We start from the raw sequence: 19,364 nt of genomic DNA on the forward strand, positions 1-19,364 counted from the left end.
CTCTCGCCCTGGCGGGCGCAGTCCATGGCGAAGGCGACGATGCCTGCGACCTCGTCGTCGGCGGGTGCGGTCGTGGCGGTCGTGGGCTCGGTCTCGTCGGGCTTCTCGGTCATGGTCCTGCGAGCGTAGAGGCCGCCCCCGACATCGGGTGATCGGCTCCGGCCGGGGGCACCTGCGCACTATTCTCTGGTGGTGTCGACTGCCCTCGGAACCGTGCCGCGCCGGGTGGCGTCGCACGTGCACGACCGGGTCGAGGGCTGGCGGACGGGGTCGCGGGCGAGCCAGCTCTACGTGCTGGGCATCCTGCTCGCCGTCTCCGCGATGTCCCTCGTCGCCTCGTGGGTGGCCTACGACCTGGTGCCGCTCACGGTGTGGTTCGTGTGGCTGCTGCTGGGCGTGCTGATCCTCCGCGCCGGGCCGCTGCGGGTCCTCTCCGGGTTCATCCTCGTCGCGGCCACCGCTGCCACCGTGCACGACGGCCTCGACGGCCCCTCGGCCGCCGCGCTGGTCACGCTGGCGGCATCGGTGGGTCTCGCCGTCGCCCAGTCGAGCCGRCAGCGCTCGGGACTACCGGTGGCGCTGAGCGAGCCGATGCTGGCCCAGCTGCGCGACCGCCTGCAGCGACAGGGCGTCGTACCGGACCTGCCCGTGCCGTGGCGGTCCCAGTCGGCGATGCTCAGCGCGCACGGCACCGGGTACGCCGGCGACTTCCTGGTCGCCGACCTGCGGGAGGACCGGCACCTCGAGATGGTGCTCGTCGACGTGTGCGGCAAGGGCTCCTCGGTCGGACCGCAGGCCCTGCAGTTCGCCGGTGCCCTCGGCGGCCTGCTCGGTGCGTTGCCCCCCGACGCCCTCATGCGGGCGGCCAACGCGTTCCTGCTGCGCCAGGACTCCGACGAGTCCTTCGCCACTGCCGTGCACGTCCGCGTCGACCTGGAGACGGGCGACTACACGATCACGAGCGCGGGGCACCCCCCGGTGCTGCACTGGCGCCCGGCGCTGGGGGAGTGGGGCGTGGACAACGCGCGCGGCACGGCGTTGGGCGTGGTGGACGACCCGGAGCTGCGGGCCAGCGAGGGCCGCCTCGGCGAGGGGGAGGCGCTGATGTTCTACACCGACGGCGTCATCGAGACGCGCGGCCGCGACCTCGACGACGGTCTCGCCTGGCTGCGCGAGGTGGCGCGAGGTGCCGTGCAGGCCCACGGCTTCGCCGGCGTCGCCCGTGCCGTCCTGCGCAAGGTGCCGCGCGGCAACGACGACCGGGCCGTGCTGGTGCTGGACCTGCGCGTCGCGTGACCTGACCATCCGCACGACGGCGGGCCCACCTCCTAGAGTGCTCCCGTGTTCGACGCCATCGTTGCTCCGCTGGTGCGGGAGCTGATCTATCCACGCGGCAGCACACGCGTGGAAGCCACAGCCACGACGTACGCGCTGGACGTGGGCGGGGTGGAGCTCCGCGGCTGGGTCGTCAACCCGGGTCGCGCCCATGCGCTGGTCTACTTCGGCGGGAACGGCGAGCGTCTGGACTCGTGGCTCGAGGTGCTGCCGGAACGGTTCCGCGACCACACGAGCTACCTGATCGCCTATCGCGGGTACGGCGCCAGCGAGGGACGCCCGAGCCAGGACGCCCTGAGCGTCGACGCCCTGGCGCTGGTCGACCACGTCATCGAACGCCATCCCGGCGGGCGGGTGGACGTGCTGGGCCGCAGCCTCGGCAGTGCCGTCGCCGTGCACGTCGCGGTGAGGAGGGCTGTCGGGCACCTCGTGCTGGTCACCCCGTTCGACAGCCTGGTGGCCACCGCCGCGGACCTGTTCCCCGGTCTGCCGGTCGCGGCGCTGATCAAGGACCGCTGGGACTCGGCGGCCATCGCCGCCGACGTGAAGGCGCCCGTCCTGGTGCTGCGTGCGGATCAGGACGTGGTCGTCCGCCCGGCCCGGACCGAGGCACTGGTCGCCGCCCTGACCGACCCCGCTGTGGTCGCCTTCCCCGACGCCGAGCACAACACCATCTCCGACGACCCCACGTACTGGACCCGGATCGCGGAGTTCCTGGACGACCGCCCGATCGGGGACCTCGGGGGCTGAGGTTGCCGGGTCCCGAACGCAGGGCCTCGGTGGCCCGTGTCGCGGCGCGCGGACTAGGGGTGGACCGCGACCCACAGCTCCTCGGCCGGCCAGCTGGTGGCCCACTCCCGGGACACGATCTCGTAGAACGGGTGGTCGAGGCCGTCCGTCGGCGCGTAGATCTCGTGCATGGCCTCGACGACGAAGCCTGCCGTGCGCAGCTGCCGTATCCACTCACCGTGCGAGGGATGGAACTCGAAACCGCCTCCCGGCCACTGGACCCGGTGGGTCTCGCGCTGGCCGCGCAGCAGACGGTCTCCCGCAACACCGCCCTCGGCCGGGACGCACAGCGTCGACAGGTTGCTGTTGGTCATGAACGCGAGGCGCCCACCCGGCCGCAGGAGCCGCGCCGCCTCGGGGAGCCACCGGGCAGGGTCGCACCAGGCAGCCACGCCGTGCTCGCTCACGACGAGGTCGAAGCGGCCACCGGCCAGTGGGGAACGCTCGGCATCACCATGAACCAGAGGAAAGGTGGGGCCGAGCCGCTGCTGGAGGTGCCGCGCGGTGGCGAGCTGCTCGGCGGAGAAGTCCAGGGCGACCGGTCGAGCGCCTGCACGCGCGAGCCAGGCGGCGAAGTACCCGGTTCCGCAGGCGAGATCCAGGACGTCCAGGCCACGCACGTCACCGAGTACGCCGAGCTCTCGCTCGGGCGCCGCGAACAGGCCCCACGCGATCTCCGGCCTGGTCCACATGCTCTCGGCCGCGGCATCGGTGAACCGCTCGTTCACGATCGCCCAGAGCTCCCGGTTCCAGGCGATCTCTGTGGCTCTGTCCTCGGACACCCGACCAGTCTCCCCGAAAGTGGATATCGGCGCAGGGCTCCTCGACCGACGGCTTGTGTGCGAGTGTGAAGTGCCACAGGTCGCGCCCGGCGGCGCACGCACATCGAGCGAAACGAGCGGTCCGTGATGAGTGACCCACGACCCCCGCAAGGGCAGGGTGCGGGACGTGCCGTCCCACCGCCGACCGTCACCCCGGTTCTCGTGGCCGAGCTGGTCGCCGAGGGCGAGCGGATGCCGGTCTACGTGCACGTCATCGACCATCCCGATGGGCGTGTGCTGGTCGACACCGGGCTCACTCAGCTGCACCCGGCGGTGGCCGACATGGATCCCCGCCTGACTCCTCTGTCCGCGCAGGCCGACTTCGACCTGGCCGGCATCGACATCGTCGTCAACACGCACCTGCACTTCGACCACTGCGGCGGCAACCACCTCTTCGCGGGCAAGCCGATCCATGTCCAGCGCATCGAGCTCGACGACGCACGCAGCGAGGACGACTACACGATCCCGGAGTGGGTCGACCCGCCCGGCGTGCAGTACGTCCCCGTCGACGGTGAGCTCGAGCTGTTGCCCGGGATCCGGCTGGTGCCGACGCCAGGACACACCCGAGGCTCGCAGGTGGTCGTCATCGAGGCGGACGGGGGACCCGTCGTCGTGTGCGGCGACACGGCGGTCTTCCACGCCGAGCTCGACGAACCGCGCACCGAAGGCCAGCGGTTGGTCCGGGCGCTCGACCCTGTGGAGGTCTGGCTGTCGCACGAGCACGAGCCGTGGCGGCCACAGACTGACGGGCCGGACTGACCCTGGATTCGGAGAGCCCTCTGGGGAGCCGTCGTTTATGAGGGCAGGGGGAACGTCCGGGTCTGCCGCGATGTGCGCGAGAGGGCAGATCCGTGGCGGCTAATCGGTTGCGACCCGGACGGCGCTACCCCGAGCTCTTCGAGGCATTCCCGCCTGATGGCCTCCGGAGGCGACTCGCTCGACTCGACATGTCCGCCGACGAGGTCCCAGCAGTCGGACACGTCCGCCCATTCCGCGACGAATGCGTGCTCATGACGATGTCAGTGCAGTGCGTGGATGGTGAGTTTCGTGGAAGATGCTCGGCGCTAGTCGAAGTTGGAGCAAGGCATTCGTTGAGGAGGAAACCTTGAAGCTTCTGCTCACGTCCGGAGGCGTCACGAACGCCAGCATCCGCCGTGCTCTGGTGGACCTGTTGGGCAAGCCGACGGCCGACGCGACCGCACTCTGCATCCCCACGGCACAGTGGGGACACCCGATGTGCGGACCGGTCTCGGCGCGGGGGTTCATCAGCGGCGCGCCACCCTGGGGTGGCTTGACCTCGATGCAGTGGAAGTCGTTGGGACTCCTCGAGCTCACGGCGCTGCCGACGATCGGCGCGGAGCGCTGGGTCCCCTGGGTCGAGGAGGCTGACGTGCTGCTGGTCGACGGCGGCGATGCGACGTACCTGTGCCACTGGATCAAGGAGTCCGGACTGGCCGAGCTCCTTCCCGCGATGACCGACACGGTCTGGGTGGGAGTCAGTGCCGGCAGCATGGTGATGACGCCCCGGATCGGCGCCGACTTCGTCCGGTGGCCGTCCGCGCCGGACGACCGCACACTGGGCCTCGTCGACTTCTCGATCTTCCCGCACCTCGATGTCTTCCCGGGAAACACGATGGACGAGGCAGACCGCTGGGCTGGGGAGATCGGCGGCCCGGCGTACGTCATGGACGACCAGTCAGCGATCAAGGTGGACGACGGCACCGTCGAAGTCGTCTCTGAGGGCAACTGGAAGCTGGTGCCGTAGCCGTCGTGCACGAGGTCCGGCAAGGAGGGTGCGCCTCATGAGCGAGCGGTTCTACTCGGATGCGACGTTGTACGACCGGTTGTTCCCCGGAGGCGAACAGGCCGTCGGCTTCTACAGGGCCGAGGCCCTACGGCGAGGCGGGCGTGTCCTGGAGCTCGGGTGCGGCACCGGACACAAGCTGATCCCGATCGCGTCCGACGGGCATTCGTGCGTGGGCCTGGAGCTCTCGCCGGACATGCTTGCCGAGGCTCAGCGCAAGGCGGACGAGCGCGGGGTGGCGGTGGAGTGGGTGCAGGGCGACATGCGCGAGCTCGACCTGGGCCGAACGTTCGACCTCGTGTTCATCGCCGCCAATTCCTTGCTCCATCTGCATGAGGCCGACGACGTGGTTGATTGCTTCCGGTCGGTGCGAAGGCACCTGGCGCCGGGAGCGCGGCTCATCTTCGACGTGTTCAACCCGAGCGTGCGCATCCTTGCCCGGGCCGACGGCGTTCGACGCAGGCGCGACGCGTTGACGTTCGTGGATCCCGATCGTGGTGTGGTGCACGTCGACGTCGCTGAGACCTACGACGCGGCCGCGCAGGTGACGCGCGGGAGGTGGTACTTCTCGACCGATTCCGAGGCGGACTTCGCTGTTGCGCCGCTCGAGATCAGGAGCATCTTCCCCCAGGAGATGCCGCTGCTTCTCACGCTCGGCGGTCTCCGTGTTGTCGAGCGCTTCGGCGACTGGTCCCGTGCGCCACTCACCTCGGACGCGGCCCTCCAGCTCTACGTCTGCGAACCGGACTGAACCGAGAGCCAGCAGGACTGTCGGTTCAGCTCATCCTCCCGGACGCGCTCACGTCAGGATGAGTCCGCATGGGGTGGGATCGGTCGGCCGCTAGGTTCTCGACATGGGACTCAACGTGGTGGTCGGGTTCGCAGAAGACCTTGCCGACGACGAGGAGGGCCGGGCCCTGTTCGCTGAACAAGTCGCTGCGGCGAACTCGGCCCTCGTACGAGCCGCGCTGCCTACGTGGACTGAACCTGCTGACGCGGAGACGCACTCGTTCGAGATGTACGGGTACTCGGCTCTGCACTCGCTCAGGCGAGTTGCCGCACACCTCAGGGTGCACGGCCGGCTTCCCGATCCGTTGGGACCGGACCAGAGGGCCGCCGAGGACACCACTCTTGCCCAGGTGTACGCGCTGGACCTGCACACGGTGTGGCCTCCCGCAAACGCCTCGGCCGCGAGAGGACCCAGCACCATGGGAGTCCGACCCCCACGCCTTCGACCACCTGATCCACCACTCTGATGCCGAGGGCTTCTACGCTCCTGTCGACTTTGCTCCGGTCCTTCAGGACCGCACAGTCGTAGGCGCACTCGTGGGGTCAGCGCCGCAGCTGCTCGCGGAGTGTCATGAGCTTGCGCTCGCCCTCGGGATCGACCCAGGGGCCGACCCTGAGTCAGAGGACGTGTACAACGCCGTCGACGGAAATGTCGAGGATCCACGGGGTTGGGAGTCGTACGCCGTCGAGACCTACACCTGCCTGCAGCTGATCAGGGCCGCTCAGGCTTCTCTCCAGACCGGAGCTGCGGTCGTCTTCGCCTGATGCGGGTGGCCGTCCTCCACGGCCTGCCACCAGCGTGGTGGGCCTCATCACTGTGACCCGCCCTTGTGCAGCCGGTGCTCGGGCGTACGTTCGAACGCAGGCGGGCACGCCCGTCCTCACCCCCACGTTCGAGAGGTTCACGCATGAGCGACTACCAGGTTGTCAATCCGTCCACCGGCACGGTGGAGAAGGAGTACCCGACCGCCACCGACGCCGAGGTGCAGGACGCGCTGTCGCGCACCCACGCGGCGTACGGCGAGTGGCGCACCACCAGCAAGGACGAGCGCTCACGGGTGCTGCACCGCGTCGCCGACCTGTACGACGAGCGGGCCGATGAGCTGGCCGCGATCATCGCCCGAGAGATGGGCAAGCCGCTGCGCGAGGGCAAGGGCGAGCTCCAGCTCGTCGCCTCGATCTACCGCTACTACGCCGACCAGGGTCCCGGCCTGCTCGCCGACGCCCCGCTGGACCCCGCCATGGGCGGCAGCGCGCTGGTCCGCAAGCAGCCGGTCGGCCCGCTGCTCGGGATCATGCCGTGGAACTTCCCGTACTACCAGGTGGCCCGGTTCGCCGCGCCCAACCTGATGATCGGCAACACGATCCTGCTCAAGCACGCCCCGCAGTGCCCCGAGTCGGCACTCGCGATCGACCAGATCTTCGCCGACGCAGGCCTGCCCGCTGACGCCTACATCAACCTCTTCGCCACCAACGAGCAGTCGGCCGACATCATCGCCGACCCGCGCGTGGTGGGGGTCTCGGTGACCGGCTCCGAGCGAGCCGGCTCCGCCGTCGCCGAGGTCGCGGGTCGCAACCTCAAGAAGGTCGTGCTCGAGCTCGGCGGCTCCGACCCCTTCATCCTGCTCGACGCCGACGACCTCGGCGCCGCGGTGAAGTCCGCCGTCCGGGGCCGGATGGGCAACGCCGGCCAGGCCTGCAACGGCGCCAAGCGGATGATCATCGTCGATGAGCTGTACGACGACTTCGTCGAGCAGTTCACCGCCGCGATGGCGACGCTCACCCCGGGCGACCCCTTCGACGAGGCGACCGGTTTCGGTCCGCTCTCCTCCGAGGGGGCCGCGACGAACCTCCTCGAGCAGCTCGACGACGCCGTCGCCAAGGGTGCGGTGCTGCGCACCGGCGGCAAGCGCGTCGACCGCCCCGGCGCCTTCGTCGAGGCCACCGTGCTGACCGACGTCACCCCCGACATGCGCGCCTACCGCGAGGAGCTCTTCGGCCCCGCGGCCGTCGTCTACCGGGTGGCCGATGCCGCGGAGGCCGTCGCGCTCGCCAACGACTCGGCCTTCGGCCTGGGCGGCGTGGTGTGGAGCGCCGACACCGAGAAGGCGCAGCGAGTCGCCGACCAGCTCGACACCGGCATGGTCTGGATCAACAGCGCCCAGGGTTCGTTCGCCGACCTTCCGTTCGGCGGAACGAAGCGCTCCGGTGTCGGCCGCGAGCTCGGCCCCTACGGCATCGACGAGTTCGTCAACAAGAAGCTGATCTACACCCCGGCCGCTCGCTGATCCGTCGGTCCTCCGGTCCTCGGCTCGGACCACGCCGCGCCCACCTCTGATGTGAGAGGTGGGCGCGGCTGTCTCCGGGTGTCGACCCGACCGGCCGATGACGACGCGGTTGACGATCGGGCCGGTTGACGAATGCCCTGCCGTCCACGACAGTTAGGCATGTGCCTAAGTATCACGACGAGCTCGATTCGGTGCTGCGAGCCCTGGCGGACCCGACGCGCCGGGCCGTCGTGGAGCGGTTGGCCACGTCGCCGGCCGTCGTGTCCGACCTCGCGGCACCGTTCTCGATGGCGTTGCCGTCGCTGATGCRGCACCTGCGCGTCCTCGAGGCGGCAGGGCTGGTCACGTCGCAGAAGCACGGCCGCGTCCGCACCATCAGCCTGCGACCGGGCGCCCTCGACGTACTGCACCTGTGGCTCGGCGAGCAGCGGACACCGGCAGAGCGCCAGGCCGACCGGCTCGGCATCCACCTGGCACGCACCCATCCGAAGGAAGACTGACATGACCCGCGTTCGCATCGACCTGTTCGCCTCGCTGGACGGCTACACCCCGGCCACCGATCACGCTCCCGAGAACCCGATGGGAGAGGACTGGGGGCGCCTCACGGCGGCCTACGCCGCGACCCGCACGTTCCATGAGCGGGTCTTCGGCGACACCAGCGGCACGGGCACGACCGGGGTCGACGACGCCCACGCGGCCGCGCAGTTCGAGGGAATCGGTGCCGAGATCATGGGGGCGGCCATGTTCGGGCTGCACACGTTCCCCGACGATGCGGACTGGAAGGGCTGGTGGGGTGACCAGCCGCCGTTCGGCACCCCGGTCTACGTCCTGACCCACACCGCGCCGCGCCCGTCGATCCCGATGCCGGGCGGGACGACGTTCCACTTCCGCAGCACCGCGATCGAGGACGTGCTCGCCGAGGCGACGGAGGCGGCCGGTGGCCTGGACGTGCGCGTCGGTGGTGGCGTCGGCACCGCGCGCGACTTCCTGCGCGCCGGCCTGGTCGATGACCTGCACGTCATGATCGCCCCCGTCCTGCTCGGGCGGGGGACCCGGCTGTGGGACGACCTGGGCGGTCTCGAGCTCACCCACGCCGTGACGACCGTCGTCGCCGAGAGCGGCACGATCCACGTCACCTTCACCCGCTAGGACCTGCCCATGACGACCGAACGCAGACTCGCCCGCTCCGGGTTCCACCTGACCCGCGACTACCTCGTACCCCCCGACCGCGTCTGGGCCGCGTTCGCCGAGGAGGACCAGAAGCTGGACTGGTTCGGTGCCGGCGACGCGTTCGAGTCCGGCGAGTGGGCGTTCGACTTCCGCATCGGTGGACGCGATGTCGCCGAGGGCGCGTTCCACGACGGCCCGGTCTCGCGCTACGAGGCCACCTACACCGACATCGTCGAGCACGTCCGCATCGTCACGACGTACGACATGTGGCTGGACGGGGTCCACATGTCGACGTCGGTGGCATCGCTGGAGTTCGACCCGATCGACGGAGGGACCCGGTTCACCCACGTCGAGCACGGCGTCTTCTTCGACCAGTTCTGGGCCGACGGCCCGAACCGCGAGGCGGGCAGCCGGGGACTGCTCGACGTGCTGGGCGACCACCTCGCGTGACGCACGGGATCCGCCTCCGGGAGCCGTCCGTACGTCGTGTAGGCATGGAGCATGTTCGCCTGGGCTGACCGACCGGAGGAGTGCTGATGAGCGTGATCATGTCGCGCCGCGACCTGGAGTTCCTGCTGTTCGAGTGGCTCGACACCCAGGCGCTCTTCGAACGGCAGCGTTTCGCCGAGCACTCCCGCGACGTCGTGGAGGACCTGCTGGGACTCGCCGAGAGGATCGCGACCGACCACTTCGCCCCGCACAACCGCGCTGCGGACCTGGCGGAGCCGCGCTTCGACGGGGAGAAGGTCGAGCTCGTCCCGGAGGTCGAGCCGGCGTTGAGGGCCTTCGCCGACGCGGGGTTCCTGGCGGCACCCCTGAGCGAGGAGGCCGGCGGGTTGCAGCTGCCGTCATCGGTCTTCGGGGCGTGCATGGCGTGGTTCCACGCGGCCAACGTCGGTACGGCGGGCTACGCGCTGCTCACGCTGGCCAATGCCAACCTCCTCACGGTGCACGCGACGCCGGAGCTGGTCAGTCGGTTCGTGGAGCCCATGACCACGGGCCGGTTCTTCGGCACGATGGCCCTCTCGGAGCCCGAGGCCGGCTCCAACCTGGCCGACATCACCACCCGGGCCGAGCCGCAGCCCGACGGCACCTACCGGCTCTTCGGGCGCAAGATGTGGATCTCGGGAGGAGACCACGAGATGGGCGAGAACATCGTGCACCTCGTGCTCGCACGCACCCCCGGCGCCCCGATCGGCACCAAGGGGATCTCCCTGTTCCTGGTGCCGAAGTTCCTGGTGGCCGAGGACGGTTCGGTGGGGGAGCGCAACGACGTGGTGCTGGCGGGGATCAACCACAAGATGGGTTTTCGCGGCACGGTCAACACCGCCCCCGTCTTCGGTGGGGGTGCCTTCACGCCGGGCGGGCGGCCGGGTGCGGTCGGCCACCTCGTCGGCACCGAGAACCGGGGTCTGCCGGTCATGTTCACGATGATGAACGAGGCCCGGATCGGCGTCGGCCTCGGCGCCACCGCCCTGGGATACACGGGCTACCTGAAGTCCCTGGCCTACGCGCGCGAGCGACTGCAGGGCAGGCCGTCGGGCGCGTCGCCGGAGTCCCCCCAGGTGTCGCTGGTCGAGCACCCGGACGTGCGCCGGATGCTGCTCGCGCAGAAGTCCTACGTCGAGGGCGCCCTGGCGCTCAACCTCTACTGCTCGCGGCTGGTCGACGACATCGCGTCCGTGGACGATGCGGCGCAGAAGGCCGAGGCGGAGATGCTGCTCGGGATCCTCACCCCGATCGCGAAGAGCTGGCCCTCGCAGTGGTGCCTGACCGCCAACGACCTCGCCATCCAGGTGCTCGGTGGCGCCGGCTACACCCGGGACCACGACGTCGAGCAGCACTATCGCGACAACCGGCTGAACCCGATCCACGAGGGGACCCACGGCATCCAGGGACTGGACCTCCTCGGTCGCAAGGTGCTCATGGACGCCGGCGCCGGACTGGCCTTCCTCGTCGGCCGGATGCACGAGACCGCGCGCCGCGCCGCCACCACCGATGCCCCCGATGGCGTCCGGTACGCCGAGCAGCTCACGACCGCGGCCGATCGGCTCGTCGAGGTCACCGGCGTCGTCGCGGGCCYCGGCGACCCGCGGTCGATGCTCGCCGACGCGACGGCCTACCTGGAGGCGACCGGCCACCTGGTGGTGGCGTGGCTCTGGCTCGAGCAGTGGCTGGTCGCCGACGGCAAGGAGTCGGCGTTCTACGAGGGCAAGCGGGCCGCGACGCGCTACTTCTACGCCCGTGAGCTGCCGAAGATCGGGCCCATGCTCGACCTGCTCGCGACCGGGGACCGCACCACGCTTGACCTCGACCCCGGCGTCCTGTGACCCACCGGTCCGCTCATCACCGTCAACCCGACCGCCAAGGCGCCGGTTCAGTCCTTCGTCGCCGCGGGCGCGTCGATGCAGACGATGCCCCTGTTGCCGTCCTGGTCGGCGATCACGACGAGAGAGGGCGCGTCGCTGTCGTCGACGACGGTGCCACCCGCGGCGACGGCCGCGGCGATCCGCTGCTCGGCCACCTCGGGCGCGACATAGACCTCGACGTGGAACCCCTGGCCCGCGTGGCCGTGCTCGTCGGCGTCGCCGAACCACAGGTTCGGCACCCGTCCCGTGGCATCCCGGATCTCGTCGCCGGGAGTTCCGCGACCCTGCGCATCGGCGCTCCCGGTCAGGAGCGCGGCCCACACCGGGGCGATGGTGGCGGAGCGCGCCGTGTCGAGGCCGAGCTCGATGTGGCTGACCGCGGCCGGGTCGGCCTCGACCTCGTGCTCGACGGCGATCTCGGTGATCCGTCGCGCGAGGTCGACGTCCTGCTGGGTCACCCACTCCACGACGTGCTCGGTGCCTTCGTCGTCGCGGTAGATGGCGTCGTCGCTGACCAGCTTGAAGTCGACGAACCCCGTGCCGATGGACACGTGCGGGTGGTGGCCGATCGCGTCGCCGGCCTCGCCCACCGCGGCGACGAAGCGTGCGCCGGTGCCGAAGTCGGCGGTCACGTAGCGCGCATGCAGTCCCTGGGCCAGCTTGCGCCAGTCGGCCAGGTTCGTCCCGGCGATCTCCGCGCTCCTCAGCATGTCCATGGACGGGGACCCTATCCCGGATCCGGAGCCCTGATCCGGCTCGGTGGACGCCTGTCCTGCGGGGGTGTCGCGGTGGTCACGTACTAGCCTCCGAGGCATGCGGTCAGCGTTGGTCGGCATCCGTCGGTACCCGGTGAAGTCGATGGGCGGTGAGGCGCTGGGCAGCGTCGCACTCGACGCACGCGGCATCGCGGGTGACCGGTGGTACGCCGTCCAGGACGGTGAGGGTCGCTTCGCCTCGGGCAAGAACACCCGGCGGTTCCGCCGCTACGACCCCGTCTTCGACTACGCCGCTCGCACCCACGACGGCACCGTGGTCGTCGCGGGCCCGGAGGGCCACTGGCAGGTGGGCGACCCGCGGTTGGACGCCGCACTGGGCGCGCGCATGGGGACTCCGGTCGCGGTGCTGCCCGAGCGAGGGGTTCCCCACCAGGACATGGGTGCCRTGTCCCTGGTCGGCACGGCCACGCTGGACTGGTGTGCCGCTCGGTGGGGGGTGGATGCCGACCCCCGGAGACTGCGGGTGAACATCGTGATCGCCACCACCGAGCCGTTCGTCGAGGAGACGTGGCAGGGGGAGCGCATCGCCGTCGGGGGAGCCGAGCTGGAGCTGGTGGAACGGGTGCCACGATGCCGGATGATCGACGTGGACCAGGACGGCGCGACGGCGGACGGTCGCTGGTTGAAGCGACTCGCGGCGGAACGCGACATGTTCTTGGCGATGTACGCCTCCGTCGTGAAGCCGGCAACCATTGCGCTGGGGGACGACGTCCGGCTGACGTAGGTCGTACGTGGTGTCCTTACCTGCCCAGTGCGACCTCCGAGACCAGCAGGTCGACGGGAAGCAGCCCGAGAGCGGTGTCGGAGCCCCGTAGACGCAGAAGAGCCCCGACCGCTCACGCGATCGGGGCTCTTCGTGGTTACGTCAGGAGACGCGGACGTTCTCGGCCTGCGGGCCCTTGGGACCCTGGGCGAGGTCGAACTCGACCTTCTGGTTCTCGTCGAGCGACTTGTAGCCGCCGGACTGGATCGCGGAGTAGTGGACGAAGACGTCCTCGCCGCCGCCATCCTGCGCGATGAAGCCGAAGCCCTTTTCGGCGTTGAACCACTTGACAGTTCCCTGAGCCATGTTCTTGTCCTTTGTTTACGTGTCGAGGACGGTGTGCCCTCGAGCCGCTGAAGACATCCACCTGTGCTGATGTCCAGCGAACCGAAAACCAGGAGTACGAGATACAGGCCGCGCATCGTGTGCGGCCAGGACGACTTACAGAGCCGTCCCTTCAACACGACCAAGGATAGGGCATGGGTCGCCCGTTGCAGATTTGGGCGCCCCCACACCGCGTACGGAACCCGCCGGCACCCGCACGATCAGGCCTGGATCGGCAGGAGTCGGGAGCCGTCCTCGTCCTCGGCGCACGCGGCGGCCGGTGTCCGTGCGCCGCTGCGTTCGGCACCGATGCCGGCGGCAACCACGAAGCCGATCCCCGCCACCGCCAGCGCGTTCGGGACCTGGTGCAGCGCCACGAGTCCGATGACCAGTGCGAAGGCCGGCTCCAGCGCCATCAGAGTGCCGAACGCCCCGGTGGTGAGGCGGCGCAACGCCAGCAGCTCGAGGGTGAACGGCACGACGGGCAGGAGGATCGCGAGGCCGAGCCCGATCAGCAGCAGCTCCGGAGTGACGTGTCCGACCAGCCCGGGACCGGCGACGGCGGTGGCCACCAGGGCCGCCACGGGCATCGAGATCGAGAGCCCCGCGATGCCGTTGACGGTGTCCCCGACTCGCTGGGTGAGCAGGATGTACGCCGCCCAGCAGGCTCCGGCGCCGAGGGCGAACGCCACCCCCTCGGGATCGGCCGTCCCGGCCCACGGCTGGGTCAGGCACAGGACGCCCGCCGCGGCGACGAGGGCCCAGGCTCGCGCCAGCCCTCGGCTGCGAGCCACGCCCACTCCGAGCGGGCCGAGGAACTCGAGGGCGCTGGCGGTGCCGAGCGGCAGGCGTGCGACTGCGGACATGAAGAGCATGGTCACGCCGGCGGTCGCCACGCCGAGGGCGACGCTCGACCAGAAGGCCTCCCGCGTGAAGAGCGACCGGCGTGGGCGGACGATGACGAGGAGCAGCACGCCGGCCCAGGACAGCCGGAGCCAGGCGGTGCCGACCGCCCCCACGTCGTCGATGAGTCCGACCGAGGCGGCCAGCCCCACCTGCACGCAGAGCATCGAGGCGACGGCGAGGGAGGCGCCTGTGCGGCCCGGAGAGGAAGTCATGCCTCAGTGCACACCCGGACGTCTGTTCGCGTCCACGTGAAATGAACGGACATACCGTTCACGAAACCAGCACAATGGGGGGATGGACGTCCGCCGGCTCCGACTGCTCCTGGAACTCTCCCGCCTCGGCTCGATGAGCGAGGTGGCCGCCGTCCTCGGCACGTCCACCTCGAGCGTCTCGCAGGGCATCGCTGCGTTGGCCCGCGATGCGGGCACGGCGCTGGTCGAGCCCGAGGGGCGACGGGTGCGGCTCACCCCGGCCGGACGTCGCCTCGCCGAGCACGCCGTGACGATCCTGTCCGCTGTCGACGCCGCGCGGTTCGACCTCGATCCGTCGGCCGAGCCGGCGGGCGTCCTGCGGGTGGCGGGCTTCGCCACTGCGATCCGGCGGACACTGCTGCCGACGATCGCCGACCTGGCCGGCCGGCACCCGGCCATCGACGTACGGGTCAACGAGCACGAGCCGCTGGAGGCCTTCGCGCTCCTCGCCCGGGACGACATCGACCTGGCGCTGGTCTACGACTACAACATCGCCCCCGCCTCGTGGCGTGCGGACTACCAGGTGACCCCGTTGTGGGAGGTCGAGTGGGGCCTCGGCGTTCCGGCCCACGAACCGCGCGCGCAGCTCTCGACGTACGCCGATCGGGACTGGATCGTGAACTCGCGGCACACGGCCGACGAGGACGTCCTGCGCACCATGGCGTCGATGGCCGGGTTCACCCCGCGCATCGCGCATCGGATCGACTCGCTCGAGCTGGTCGAGGACCTCGTCGTGGAGGGGCTGGGCCTGGCGTTGCTCCCGTGCGGCGGACCCATCCGCAACGGGGTCAAGGTGACGCCGCTCGCCGATCCGCGCGTGTGGCTGCGTGCGTACGCCGTCACGCGGCGCGGCCGGGACCAGTGGCCGCCGCTGAGGGCCGTGCTGGAGGGCCTGTCCCCGGGCACGTGACGCTGCAGCAGCAGTCCGCGGATTCCTGCACGCCTCATGGCCAAGGGGAGCGGTGCGGCGCCGGCACCCATGGCGTCGTACGCACCGCTCGGGTAGAACTCGGCCATGGTCGAACGTGAGGTGGACGAGGCGCCACGAGGGGCTCGTCGTCCGATCGGTCGGCGTGGCCTGCTGGTGGCCGGGGGATCGCTGGTCGGGCTCGGCGCGCTGGGCTGGGCCGTCGCACCGCCGTCGTTGACGGAGCGGCTCGAAGGCAGGCTCGGCATCGAGCCCGAGGTGTTCGTCCCGGACGCCGACGAGGGCGCGGTCCGCCTCGAACGGGTGAGCTCGCAGGCGATGGGGCAGATCGACCTGTTCACGGCGGTTCCGGCCGGGCACGGGGACGGCGCCGGACTGCCGGTCGTGGTGGTCCTGCACGGCTCCAGCGCCTCGGCGGCGGACCTGCGGGGCTTCGGTCTGGGCCGATTCGTCACGGCCGCGGTCGAGGCGGGTACGCCGCCCTTCGTCCTGGTGGGCACCGACGACGGTCCCGCCGGCTGGGTCCCCAGCGGGGTGGTCGATCCACCGCGGATGCTGCGTGAGGAGCTCCCGCGCTGGCTGGCCGAGCGTGGGTACGACGCCGAGCGGCGGGGCCTGTGGGGCTGGTCCCGCGGAGGGTACGGGGCCTTGAGGTTCGCAACGGGCGAACCCGACTGGGCAGCAGCCATGGCCCTCTTCAGCCCCGCCCTGGGCCCGGACGACCCCGTGCTGGACGACCTGGGGGCGCTGGCCCGACTCCCCTGGGGGCTGTGGTGCGGGGAGTGGGACCCCTTCCGGGACGGGGCGCTCGCACTGGCCGACACCGCGCCGGTCGCACCCGATCCGTGGGTCGGTGGCGACGGCGGCCACACGCGCGCCTACTGGAACGGCCACACCCTCGCGATGCTCGACTGGCTGGTGCGCGAGGTGTAGCCGTCCGCGATGTCCAGTGGCGCGCCGTCAGTGCCGTGCGGGGCGTCGGCTCGTGGCCATCGCGAGGGCGCCGCCGAGGAGACCGGTGAGCAGGAGCGCGTCGCGACGGTCGTCGGCCTGGTCCTGCTGGACCGACCGGACCTGGAAGTCCGCGCTGCTGGCGATGGTGGGCGGCATCGCCTCGTCCGGCTCCTGGGGAGCCATGACGAACCAGACGGTCACCGCCGCGATGGCCAGCACGACGGCGGCAGCGATGCGCGGCCAGTCGGGGAGGCCGCCGGCGGACTGGGCGGCGGCCCGGGCCGCCGCCCTGGCGCGGTCGTTCTCGGCGGCCCTGGCCCACGCCGCCTGGTGGGCACTCACGGCGGGCTCCGGCACGGAGCCGGCGGCGGGCCGGTCGTCGTCAGGTGTGGACAAGGTTTCCCCCCGTGTGCGCGCGTCGCTGGTCGGGTGCCACCAGCGTAGGCCCGGATCGGACCACCCGTCAGCCCGGACGGGCCCGGCTGCCGCGCTAGGCCCCGCGGGCGTAGAGGTCGCGGATGACCTCCTCGATGTCCGGCTCCTGGATGGACAGGTCGGCGACGTCGTACGACGCTGCGACGGCCGCGACGAGGGGTGCGGCGCTCGCCTCGGCCGGGAACGACAGCCACTGGCGCGGCCCCTCGACCCGGCGTACGACGGCTCCGGGCACCTCGATGGGGGCCGCCTCGTCGACGAGGTCCACGACGAGCGTGCGGGTCGAGCCACCCTGGGCCTGCAGTGCGGTGAGCGGCCCGTCGAACACCGCGGTGCCGTGGTCGATGACGAGCACCCGGTCGCAGAGTGCCTCGATGTCCTGGAGGTCGTGGGTGGTGAGGACCAGGGTGGTCCCGCGCTCGGCGTTGAGCGCGCGGAGGAACTCGCGCAGCCGACCCTTGCTCACCACGTCGAGCCCGATGGTCGGCTCGTCGAGGTAGAGGATCTCGGGGTCGTGGAGCAGTGCGGCGGTGATGTCGCCCCGCATCCGCTGACCGAGGCTGAGCTGGCGCACCGGGGTGTCGAGCTGGTCGCGGAGGTCGAGCAGCTCCACGAAGCGCTCGAGGTTCGCGCGGAACCGCTCCGGCGGGATCCGGTACATCTTCTGGAGCAGCTCGAAGGAGTCGCGCAGCGGCAGGTCCCACCACAGGGTGGTGCGCTGGCCGAAGACGACCCCGATGCGGCGGGCCAGGGCGACCCGGTCGCGGCTGGGGTCCAGGCCGGCCACCCGAAGGTGGCCGCTCGTGGGGACCAGGATGCCGGTCAACATCTTGATGGTCGTGGACTTCCCGGCACCGTTGGGGCCGATGTAGCCCACCATCTCCCCGGGCTCGATCGCGAACGTCAGGTCGTGGACGGCCCGTACCTCGTCGCGCACCCGTCGCCGCCCGCCGTCGACCTTGCGGCGTACGACGAAGGTCCGCTCGAGGTCCCGCACGTCGATCAGCGACATCTCAGCTCCCGGTGGAGGTGTAGTGGCGCACCCCGGTGCGCCAGACGAGCAGGGCCAGCACGACGGTCGCCAGGGCGGCAACCGGCGAGGCGAACTGGAGCCACGAGGGCATCCCGAAGGGGTCCTCGCGGCCGAGGAGGTACAGCGTGGGGTACCAGTTCGCGAACGCGACCGGGACGACGAGGGTCAGCGCGACCACCACCTCGCGGGTGAAGATGCTGAGCGGGTACTGCGTCACCGTCGCGCCGCCGTAGGTGAAGGCGTTCGCGAACTCCGTCGCGTCGGTGGTCCAGAACTGGATGCACGAGAACCCGACGAAGAGGCCGAAGAAGATGGCCGCGCCGCTCAGCACCATCGAGACGGCGACCAGCACCCGCAGCGGGGTCCACTCGACGTACGTGCAGGCCCAGCCGAACACGATCGTGGCCTGGGTGATCCGCCCCAGGCGTCGCAGCGTGAACTGGTCGGCGCAGACCTGCACCAGCAGCGGCACCGGCTTGGTCATCATCTGGTCGAGCCGACCGGTGCGGACGTAGGTGCCGATCCGCTCGACGCTGCCGATCGCCGTGTCGGCGATGCCCAGCGCCAGTGAGCCCGCGCCGTACAGCAGGGCGACCTCGGGGAGGGTGAAGCCGGCCAGCTCGTCGAGGTGGGAGAACATGATCCACAGGCCGACGAAGTCCAGCCCGGTGATGAGGCCGTTGCCGACCGCGAGCAGCACGAACGAGGTGGGGTACTGCCACGCGGCCCGGATCCACAGCCACGCGATCTGGCCGTACGTGCGCAGGTGCAGCATCGCCGGTGTGGGGGAGACGTCAGCCACCCTGGACCACCACCTTGCGGGTCGCGGCGCGCAGGACCGCGTGGCAGCAACCGAGCAGCACGACCATCCAGAACACCTGGAAGCCCAGCGCCGCGAGCAGGTCCGTGCCGGTGTGCTTGCCGAGCCAGATGTCGGCGGGCACCTGCACGTACGACGCCCAGGGCAGCGCGTTGGCCAGCGTGCCGAGCCAGCCCGGGAAGAGCACGAGCGGCAACATCATCCCGCTGAAGAAGATCGCGAAGGCGCCGCTCATCACCTTCACGCCCGACTGGTCGAGCAGCCAGAACGCCGTGCTGGCCACGAGGAAGCGGATCGCGAAGCTGACCACCACCGCGAGCACCAGCGACACCGCGAAGCCGAGCGCGGCCGTGGGCCCCGCCGGCAGGCTGATGTCGAAGAACACGAACCCGATCACGGTGGGGCCGATCCCGCGGGTGAGGAAGTGGTACGCCGCGCGGCCCAGGTCGGAGGCGAGGTACCAGCCGACCAGGCCGACGGGACGGTAGAGGTCGATGGCCACGTCGCCGGTGCGGATCCGCTCGGCCAGGTCGTCGGTCGTGCCGCCGCCCCACAGGGCGATCGTCATGAGCAGCGCCTGGCCGAGCCAGACGTAGGTCACCGCGTCGTTGGCGTCGTACCCACCGGCCGTGGGGTTCTCCTGCCACAGCGCGAGGTAGGCGAAGGAGTAGATGACGCCGAACACCGAGTTGGTGAAGATCCCGGCCAGCGTCGCGGCGCGGTACGTCGAGTAGCGGCGGAACGCGCGCGTCGCGATGGCGACGTAGAGCATCCCGGCCTCCCGAATTCGAGCGACCGGGATCCTCTCA

At 70.7% G+C, this 19,364-nt stretch carries 23 protein-coding genes; 14 read left to right on the top strand and 9 right to left on the bottom strand.

Features of this window, described 5'->3' with window-relative positions:
- Positions 1 to 192 precede the first annotated feature (192 nt).
- Positions 193 to 1,296, top strand: coding sequence for a PP2C family protein-serine/threonine phosphatase (locus AC1DQF_RS01045; RefSeq protein WP_477523348.1), 1,104 nt, complete (start codon positions 193 to 195; stop codon positions 1,294 to 1,296).
- Between the two features lie 45 nt (positions 1,297 to 1,341).
- Positions 1,342 to 2,085, top strand: coding sequence for an alpha/beta hydrolase (locus AC1DQF_RS01050; protein ID WP_477523349.1), 744 nt, complete (start codon positions 1,342 to 1,344; stop codon positions 2,083 to 2,085).
- 53 nt (positions 2,086 to 2,138) lie between these two features.
- On the opposite strand, the gene AC1DQF_RS01055 is transcribed toward AC1DQF_RS01050, so the two are convergent.
- On the bottom strand, positions 2,139 to 2,906 hold the full coding sequence (locus AC1DQF_RS01055) for a class I SAM-dependent methyltransferase (protein ID WP_477523350.1): 768 nt from the start codon (positions 2,904 to 2,906) through the stop codon (positions 2,139 to 2,141).
- Positions 2,907 to 3,107: 201 nt separating this feature from the next.
- Between AC1DQF_RS01055 and AC1DQF_RS01060 the strand changes: the two genes are divergently transcribed.
- Positions 3,108 to 3,704, top strand: coding sequence for an MBL fold metallo-hydrolase (locus AC1DQF_RS01060; RefSeq protein ID WP_477523351.1), 597 nt, complete (start codon positions 3,108 to 3,110; stop codon positions 3,702 to 3,704).
- 35 nt (positions 3,705 to 3,739) lie between these two features.
- On the opposite strand, the gene AC1DQF_RS01065 is transcribed toward AC1DQF_RS01060, so the two are convergent.
- Entirely contained in the window at positions 3,740 to 3,925 is a 186-nt protein-coding gene (locus AC1DQF_RS01065) for an NUDIX domain-containing protein (RefSeq protein WP_477523352.1), read from the bottom strand.
- 125 nt (positions 3,926 to 4,050) lie between these two features.
- Between AC1DQF_RS01065 and AC1DQF_RS01070 the strand changes: the two genes are divergently transcribed.
- The 8 genes from AC1DQF_RS01070 (at position 4,051) to AC1DQF_RS01105 (ending at position 11,326) form a co-directional block, all read left to right on the top strand.
- On the top strand, positions 4,051 to 4,710 hold the full coding sequence (locus AC1DQF_RS01070; RefSeq protein ID WP_477523353.1) for a Type 1 glutamine amidotransferase-like domain-containing protein: 660 nt from the start codon (positions 4,051 to 4,053) through the stop codon (positions 4,708 to 4,710).
- A gap of 37 nt (positions 4,711 to 4,747) precedes the next feature.
- A complete protein-coding gene (locus tag AC1DQF_RS01075) occupies positions 4,748 to 5,500 on the top strand; it encodes a class I SAM-dependent methyltransferase (protein ID WP_477523354.1) in 753 nt (250 codons plus the stop codon).
- 665 nt (positions 5,501 to 6,165) lie between these two features.
- A complete protein-coding gene (locus AC1DQF_RS01080) occupies positions 6,166 to 6,303 on the top strand; it encodes a hypothetical protein (RefSeq protein ID WP_477523355.1) in 138 nt (45 codons plus the stop codon).
- Between the two features lie 143 nt (positions 6,304 to 6,446).
- Positions 6,447 to 7,826, top strand: coding sequence for an NAD-dependent succinate-semialdehyde dehydrogenase (locus tag AC1DQF_RS01085; protein WP_477523356.1), 1,380 nt, complete (start codon positions 6,447 to 6,449; stop codon positions 7,824 to 7,826).
- Between the two features lie 161 nt (positions 7,827 to 7,987).
- Entirely contained in the window at positions 7,988 to 8,326 is a 339-nt protein-coding gene (locus AC1DQF_RS01090; protein WP_477523357.1) for an ArsR/SmtB family transcription factor, read from the top strand.
- 1 nt (position 8,327) lies between these two features.
- The gene (locus tag AC1DQF_RS01095) at positions 8,328 to 8,975 is read left to right on the top strand and encodes a dihydrofolate reductase family protein (protein WP_477523358.1); all 648 of its coding nucleotides are present in this window, start codon (positions 8,328 to 8,330) and stop codon (positions 8,973 to 8,975) included.
- Positions 8,976 to 8,984: 9 nt separating this feature from the next.
- Complete coding sequence (locus AC1DQF_RS01100) at positions 8,985 to 9,446, top strand: SRPBCC domain-containing protein (protein WP_477523359.1); 462 nt, start codon at positions 8,985 to 8,987, stop codon at positions 9,444 to 9,446.
- An 86-nt stretch (positions 9,447 to 9,532) separates the two neighbouring features.
- Entirely contained in the window at positions 9,533 to 11,326 is a 1,794-nt protein-coding gene (locus AC1DQF_RS01105; RefSeq protein WP_477523360.1) for an acyl-CoA dehydrogenase, read from the top strand.
- 47 nt (positions 11,327 to 11,373) lie between these two features.
- On the opposite strand, the gene AC1DQF_RS01110 is transcribed toward AC1DQF_RS01105, so the two are convergent.
- Positions 11,374 to 12,081, bottom strand: a complete 708-nt coding sequence (locus tag AC1DQF_RS01110) for a 4a-hydroxytetrahydrobiopterin dehydratase (RefSeq protein ID WP_477523361.1) — start codon at positions 12,079 to 12,081, stop codon at positions 11,374 to 11,376.
- Between the two features lie 97 nt (positions 12,082 to 12,178).
- Between AC1DQF_RS01110 and AC1DQF_RS01115 the strand changes: the two genes are divergently transcribed.
- Positions 12,179 to 12,865 carry an MOSC domain-containing protein gene (locus tag AC1DQF_RS01115; RefSeq protein ID WP_477523362.1) on the top strand — a complete coding sequence of 229 codons (687 nt, stop codon included), beginning with the start codon at positions 12,179 to 12,181 and terminating at the stop codon, positions 12,863 to 12,865.
- A 141-nt stretch (positions 12,866 to 13,006) separates the two neighbouring features.
- On the opposite strand, the gene AC1DQF_RS01120 is transcribed toward AC1DQF_RS01115, so the two are convergent.
- Both AC1DQF_RS01120 and AC1DQF_RS01125 read right to left on the bottom strand, forming a co-directional pair.
- Positions 13,007 to 13,210: a cold-shock protein gene (locus AC1DQF_RS01120; protein WP_344150762.1), complete on the bottom strand. Its 204-nt coding sequence runs from the start codon at positions 13,208 to 13,210 to the stop codon at positions 13,007 to 13,009.
- Positions 13,211 to 13,449: 239 nt separating this feature from the next.
- Positions 13,450 to 14,346, bottom strand: coding sequence for an EamA family transporter (locus AC1DQF_RS01125; protein WP_477523363.1), 897 nt, complete (start codon positions 14,344 to 14,346; stop codon positions 13,450 to 13,452).
- An 82-nt stretch (positions 14,347 to 14,428) separates the two neighbouring features.
- On the opposite strand from AC1DQF_RS01125, the gene AC1DQF_RS01130 reads away from it, so the two are divergent.
- Both AC1DQF_RS01130 and AC1DQF_RS01135 read left to right on the top strand, forming a co-directional pair.
- Positions 14,429 to 15,295 carry a LysR family transcriptional regulator gene (locus AC1DQF_RS01130; protein WP_477523364.1) on the top strand — a complete coding sequence of 289 codons (867 nt, stop codon included), beginning with the start codon at positions 14,429 to 14,431 and terminating at the stop codon, positions 15,293 to 15,295.
- A gap of 105 nt (positions 15,296 to 15,400) precedes the next feature.
- Positions 15,401 to 16,246 carry an alpha/beta hydrolase gene (locus AC1DQF_RS01135; protein ID WP_477523365.1) on the top strand — a complete coding sequence of 282 codons (846 nt, stop codon included), beginning with the start codon at positions 15,401 to 15,403 and terminating at the stop codon, positions 16,244 to 16,246.
- Positions 16,247 to 16,273: 27 nt separating this feature from the next.
- Here AC1DQF_RS01135 and AC1DQF_RS01140 read toward each other — a convergent pair whose 3' ends face one another.
- From AC1DQF_RS01140 to AC1DQF_RS01155, 4 genes are all read right to left on the bottom strand, one after another.
- Entirely contained in the window at positions 16,274 to 16,663 is a 390-nt protein-coding gene (locus AC1DQF_RS01140) for a hypothetical protein (RefSeq protein WP_477523366.1), read from the bottom strand.
- A gap of 94 nt (positions 16,664 to 16,757) precedes the next feature.
- A complete protein-coding gene (locus AC1DQF_RS01145; protein ID WP_477523367.1) occupies positions 16,758 to 17,714 on the bottom strand; it encodes an ABC transporter ATP-binding protein in 957 nt (318 codons plus the stop codon).
- Between the two features lies 1 nt (position 17,715).
- A complete protein-coding gene (locus AC1DQF_RS01150; protein WP_477523368.1) occupies positions 17,716 to 18,537 on the bottom strand; it encodes an ABC transporter permease in 822 nt (273 codons plus the stop codon).
- Entirely contained in the window at positions 18,530 to 19,327 is a 798-nt protein-coding gene (locus AC1DQF_RS01155; RefSeq protein WP_477523369.1) for an ABC transporter permease, read from the bottom strand. Before AC1DQF_RS01155 ends, AC1DQF_RS01150 begins: the two co-directional genes overlap by 8 nt.
- Between the last annotated feature and the right edge of the window lie 37 nt (positions 19,328 to 19,364).

This window comes from Nocardioides sp. P4_G4 (assembly GCF_056401085.1).

Coding starts and splice junctions, on each gene's coding strand:
- AC1DQF_RS01075 (WP_477523354.1), top strand. CDS start 4,748: ATGAGCGAGCGGTTCTACTCGGATGCGACGTTGTACGACCGGTTGTTC.
- AC1DQF_RS01085 (WP_477523356.1), top strand. CDS start 6,447: ATGAGCGACTACCAGGTTGTCAATCCGTCCACCGGCACGGTGGAGAAG.
- AC1DQF_RS01095 (WP_477523358.1), top strand. CDS start 8,328: ATGACCCGCGTTCGCATCGACCTGTTCGCCTCGCTGGACGGCTACACC.
- AC1DQF_RS01100 (WP_477523359.1), top strand. CDS start 8,985: ATGACGACCGAACGCAGACTCGCCCGCTCCGGGTTCCACCTGACCCGC.
- AC1DQF_RS01110 (WP_477523361.1), bottom strand. CDS start 12,081: ATGGACATGCTGAGGAGCGCGGAGATCGCCGGGACGAACCTGGCCGAC.
- AC1DQF_RS01120 (WP_344150762.1), bottom strand. CDS start 13,210: ATGGCTCAGGGAACTGTCAAGTGGTTCAACGCCGAAAAGGGCTTCGGC.
- AC1DQF_RS01125 (WP_477523363.1), bottom strand. CDS start 14,346: ATGACTTCCTCTCCGGGCCGCACAGGCGCCTCCCTCGCCGTCGCCTCG.
- AC1DQF_RS01130 (WP_477523364.1), top strand. CDS start 14,429: ATGGACGTCCGCCGGCTCCGACTGCTCCTGGAACTCTCCCGCCTCGGC.
- AC1DQF_RS01135 (WP_477523365.1), top strand. CDS start 15,401: ATGGTCGAACGTGAGGTGGACGAGGCGCCACGAGGGGCTCGTCGTCCG.
- AC1DQF_RS01145 (WP_477523367.1), bottom strand. CDS start 17,714: ATGTCGCTGATCGACGTGCGGGACCTCGAGCGGACCTTCGTCGTACGC.
- AC1DQF_RS01155 (WP_477523369.1), bottom strand. CDS start 19,327: ATGCTCTACGTCGCCATCGCGACGCGCGCGTTCCGCCGCTACTCGACG.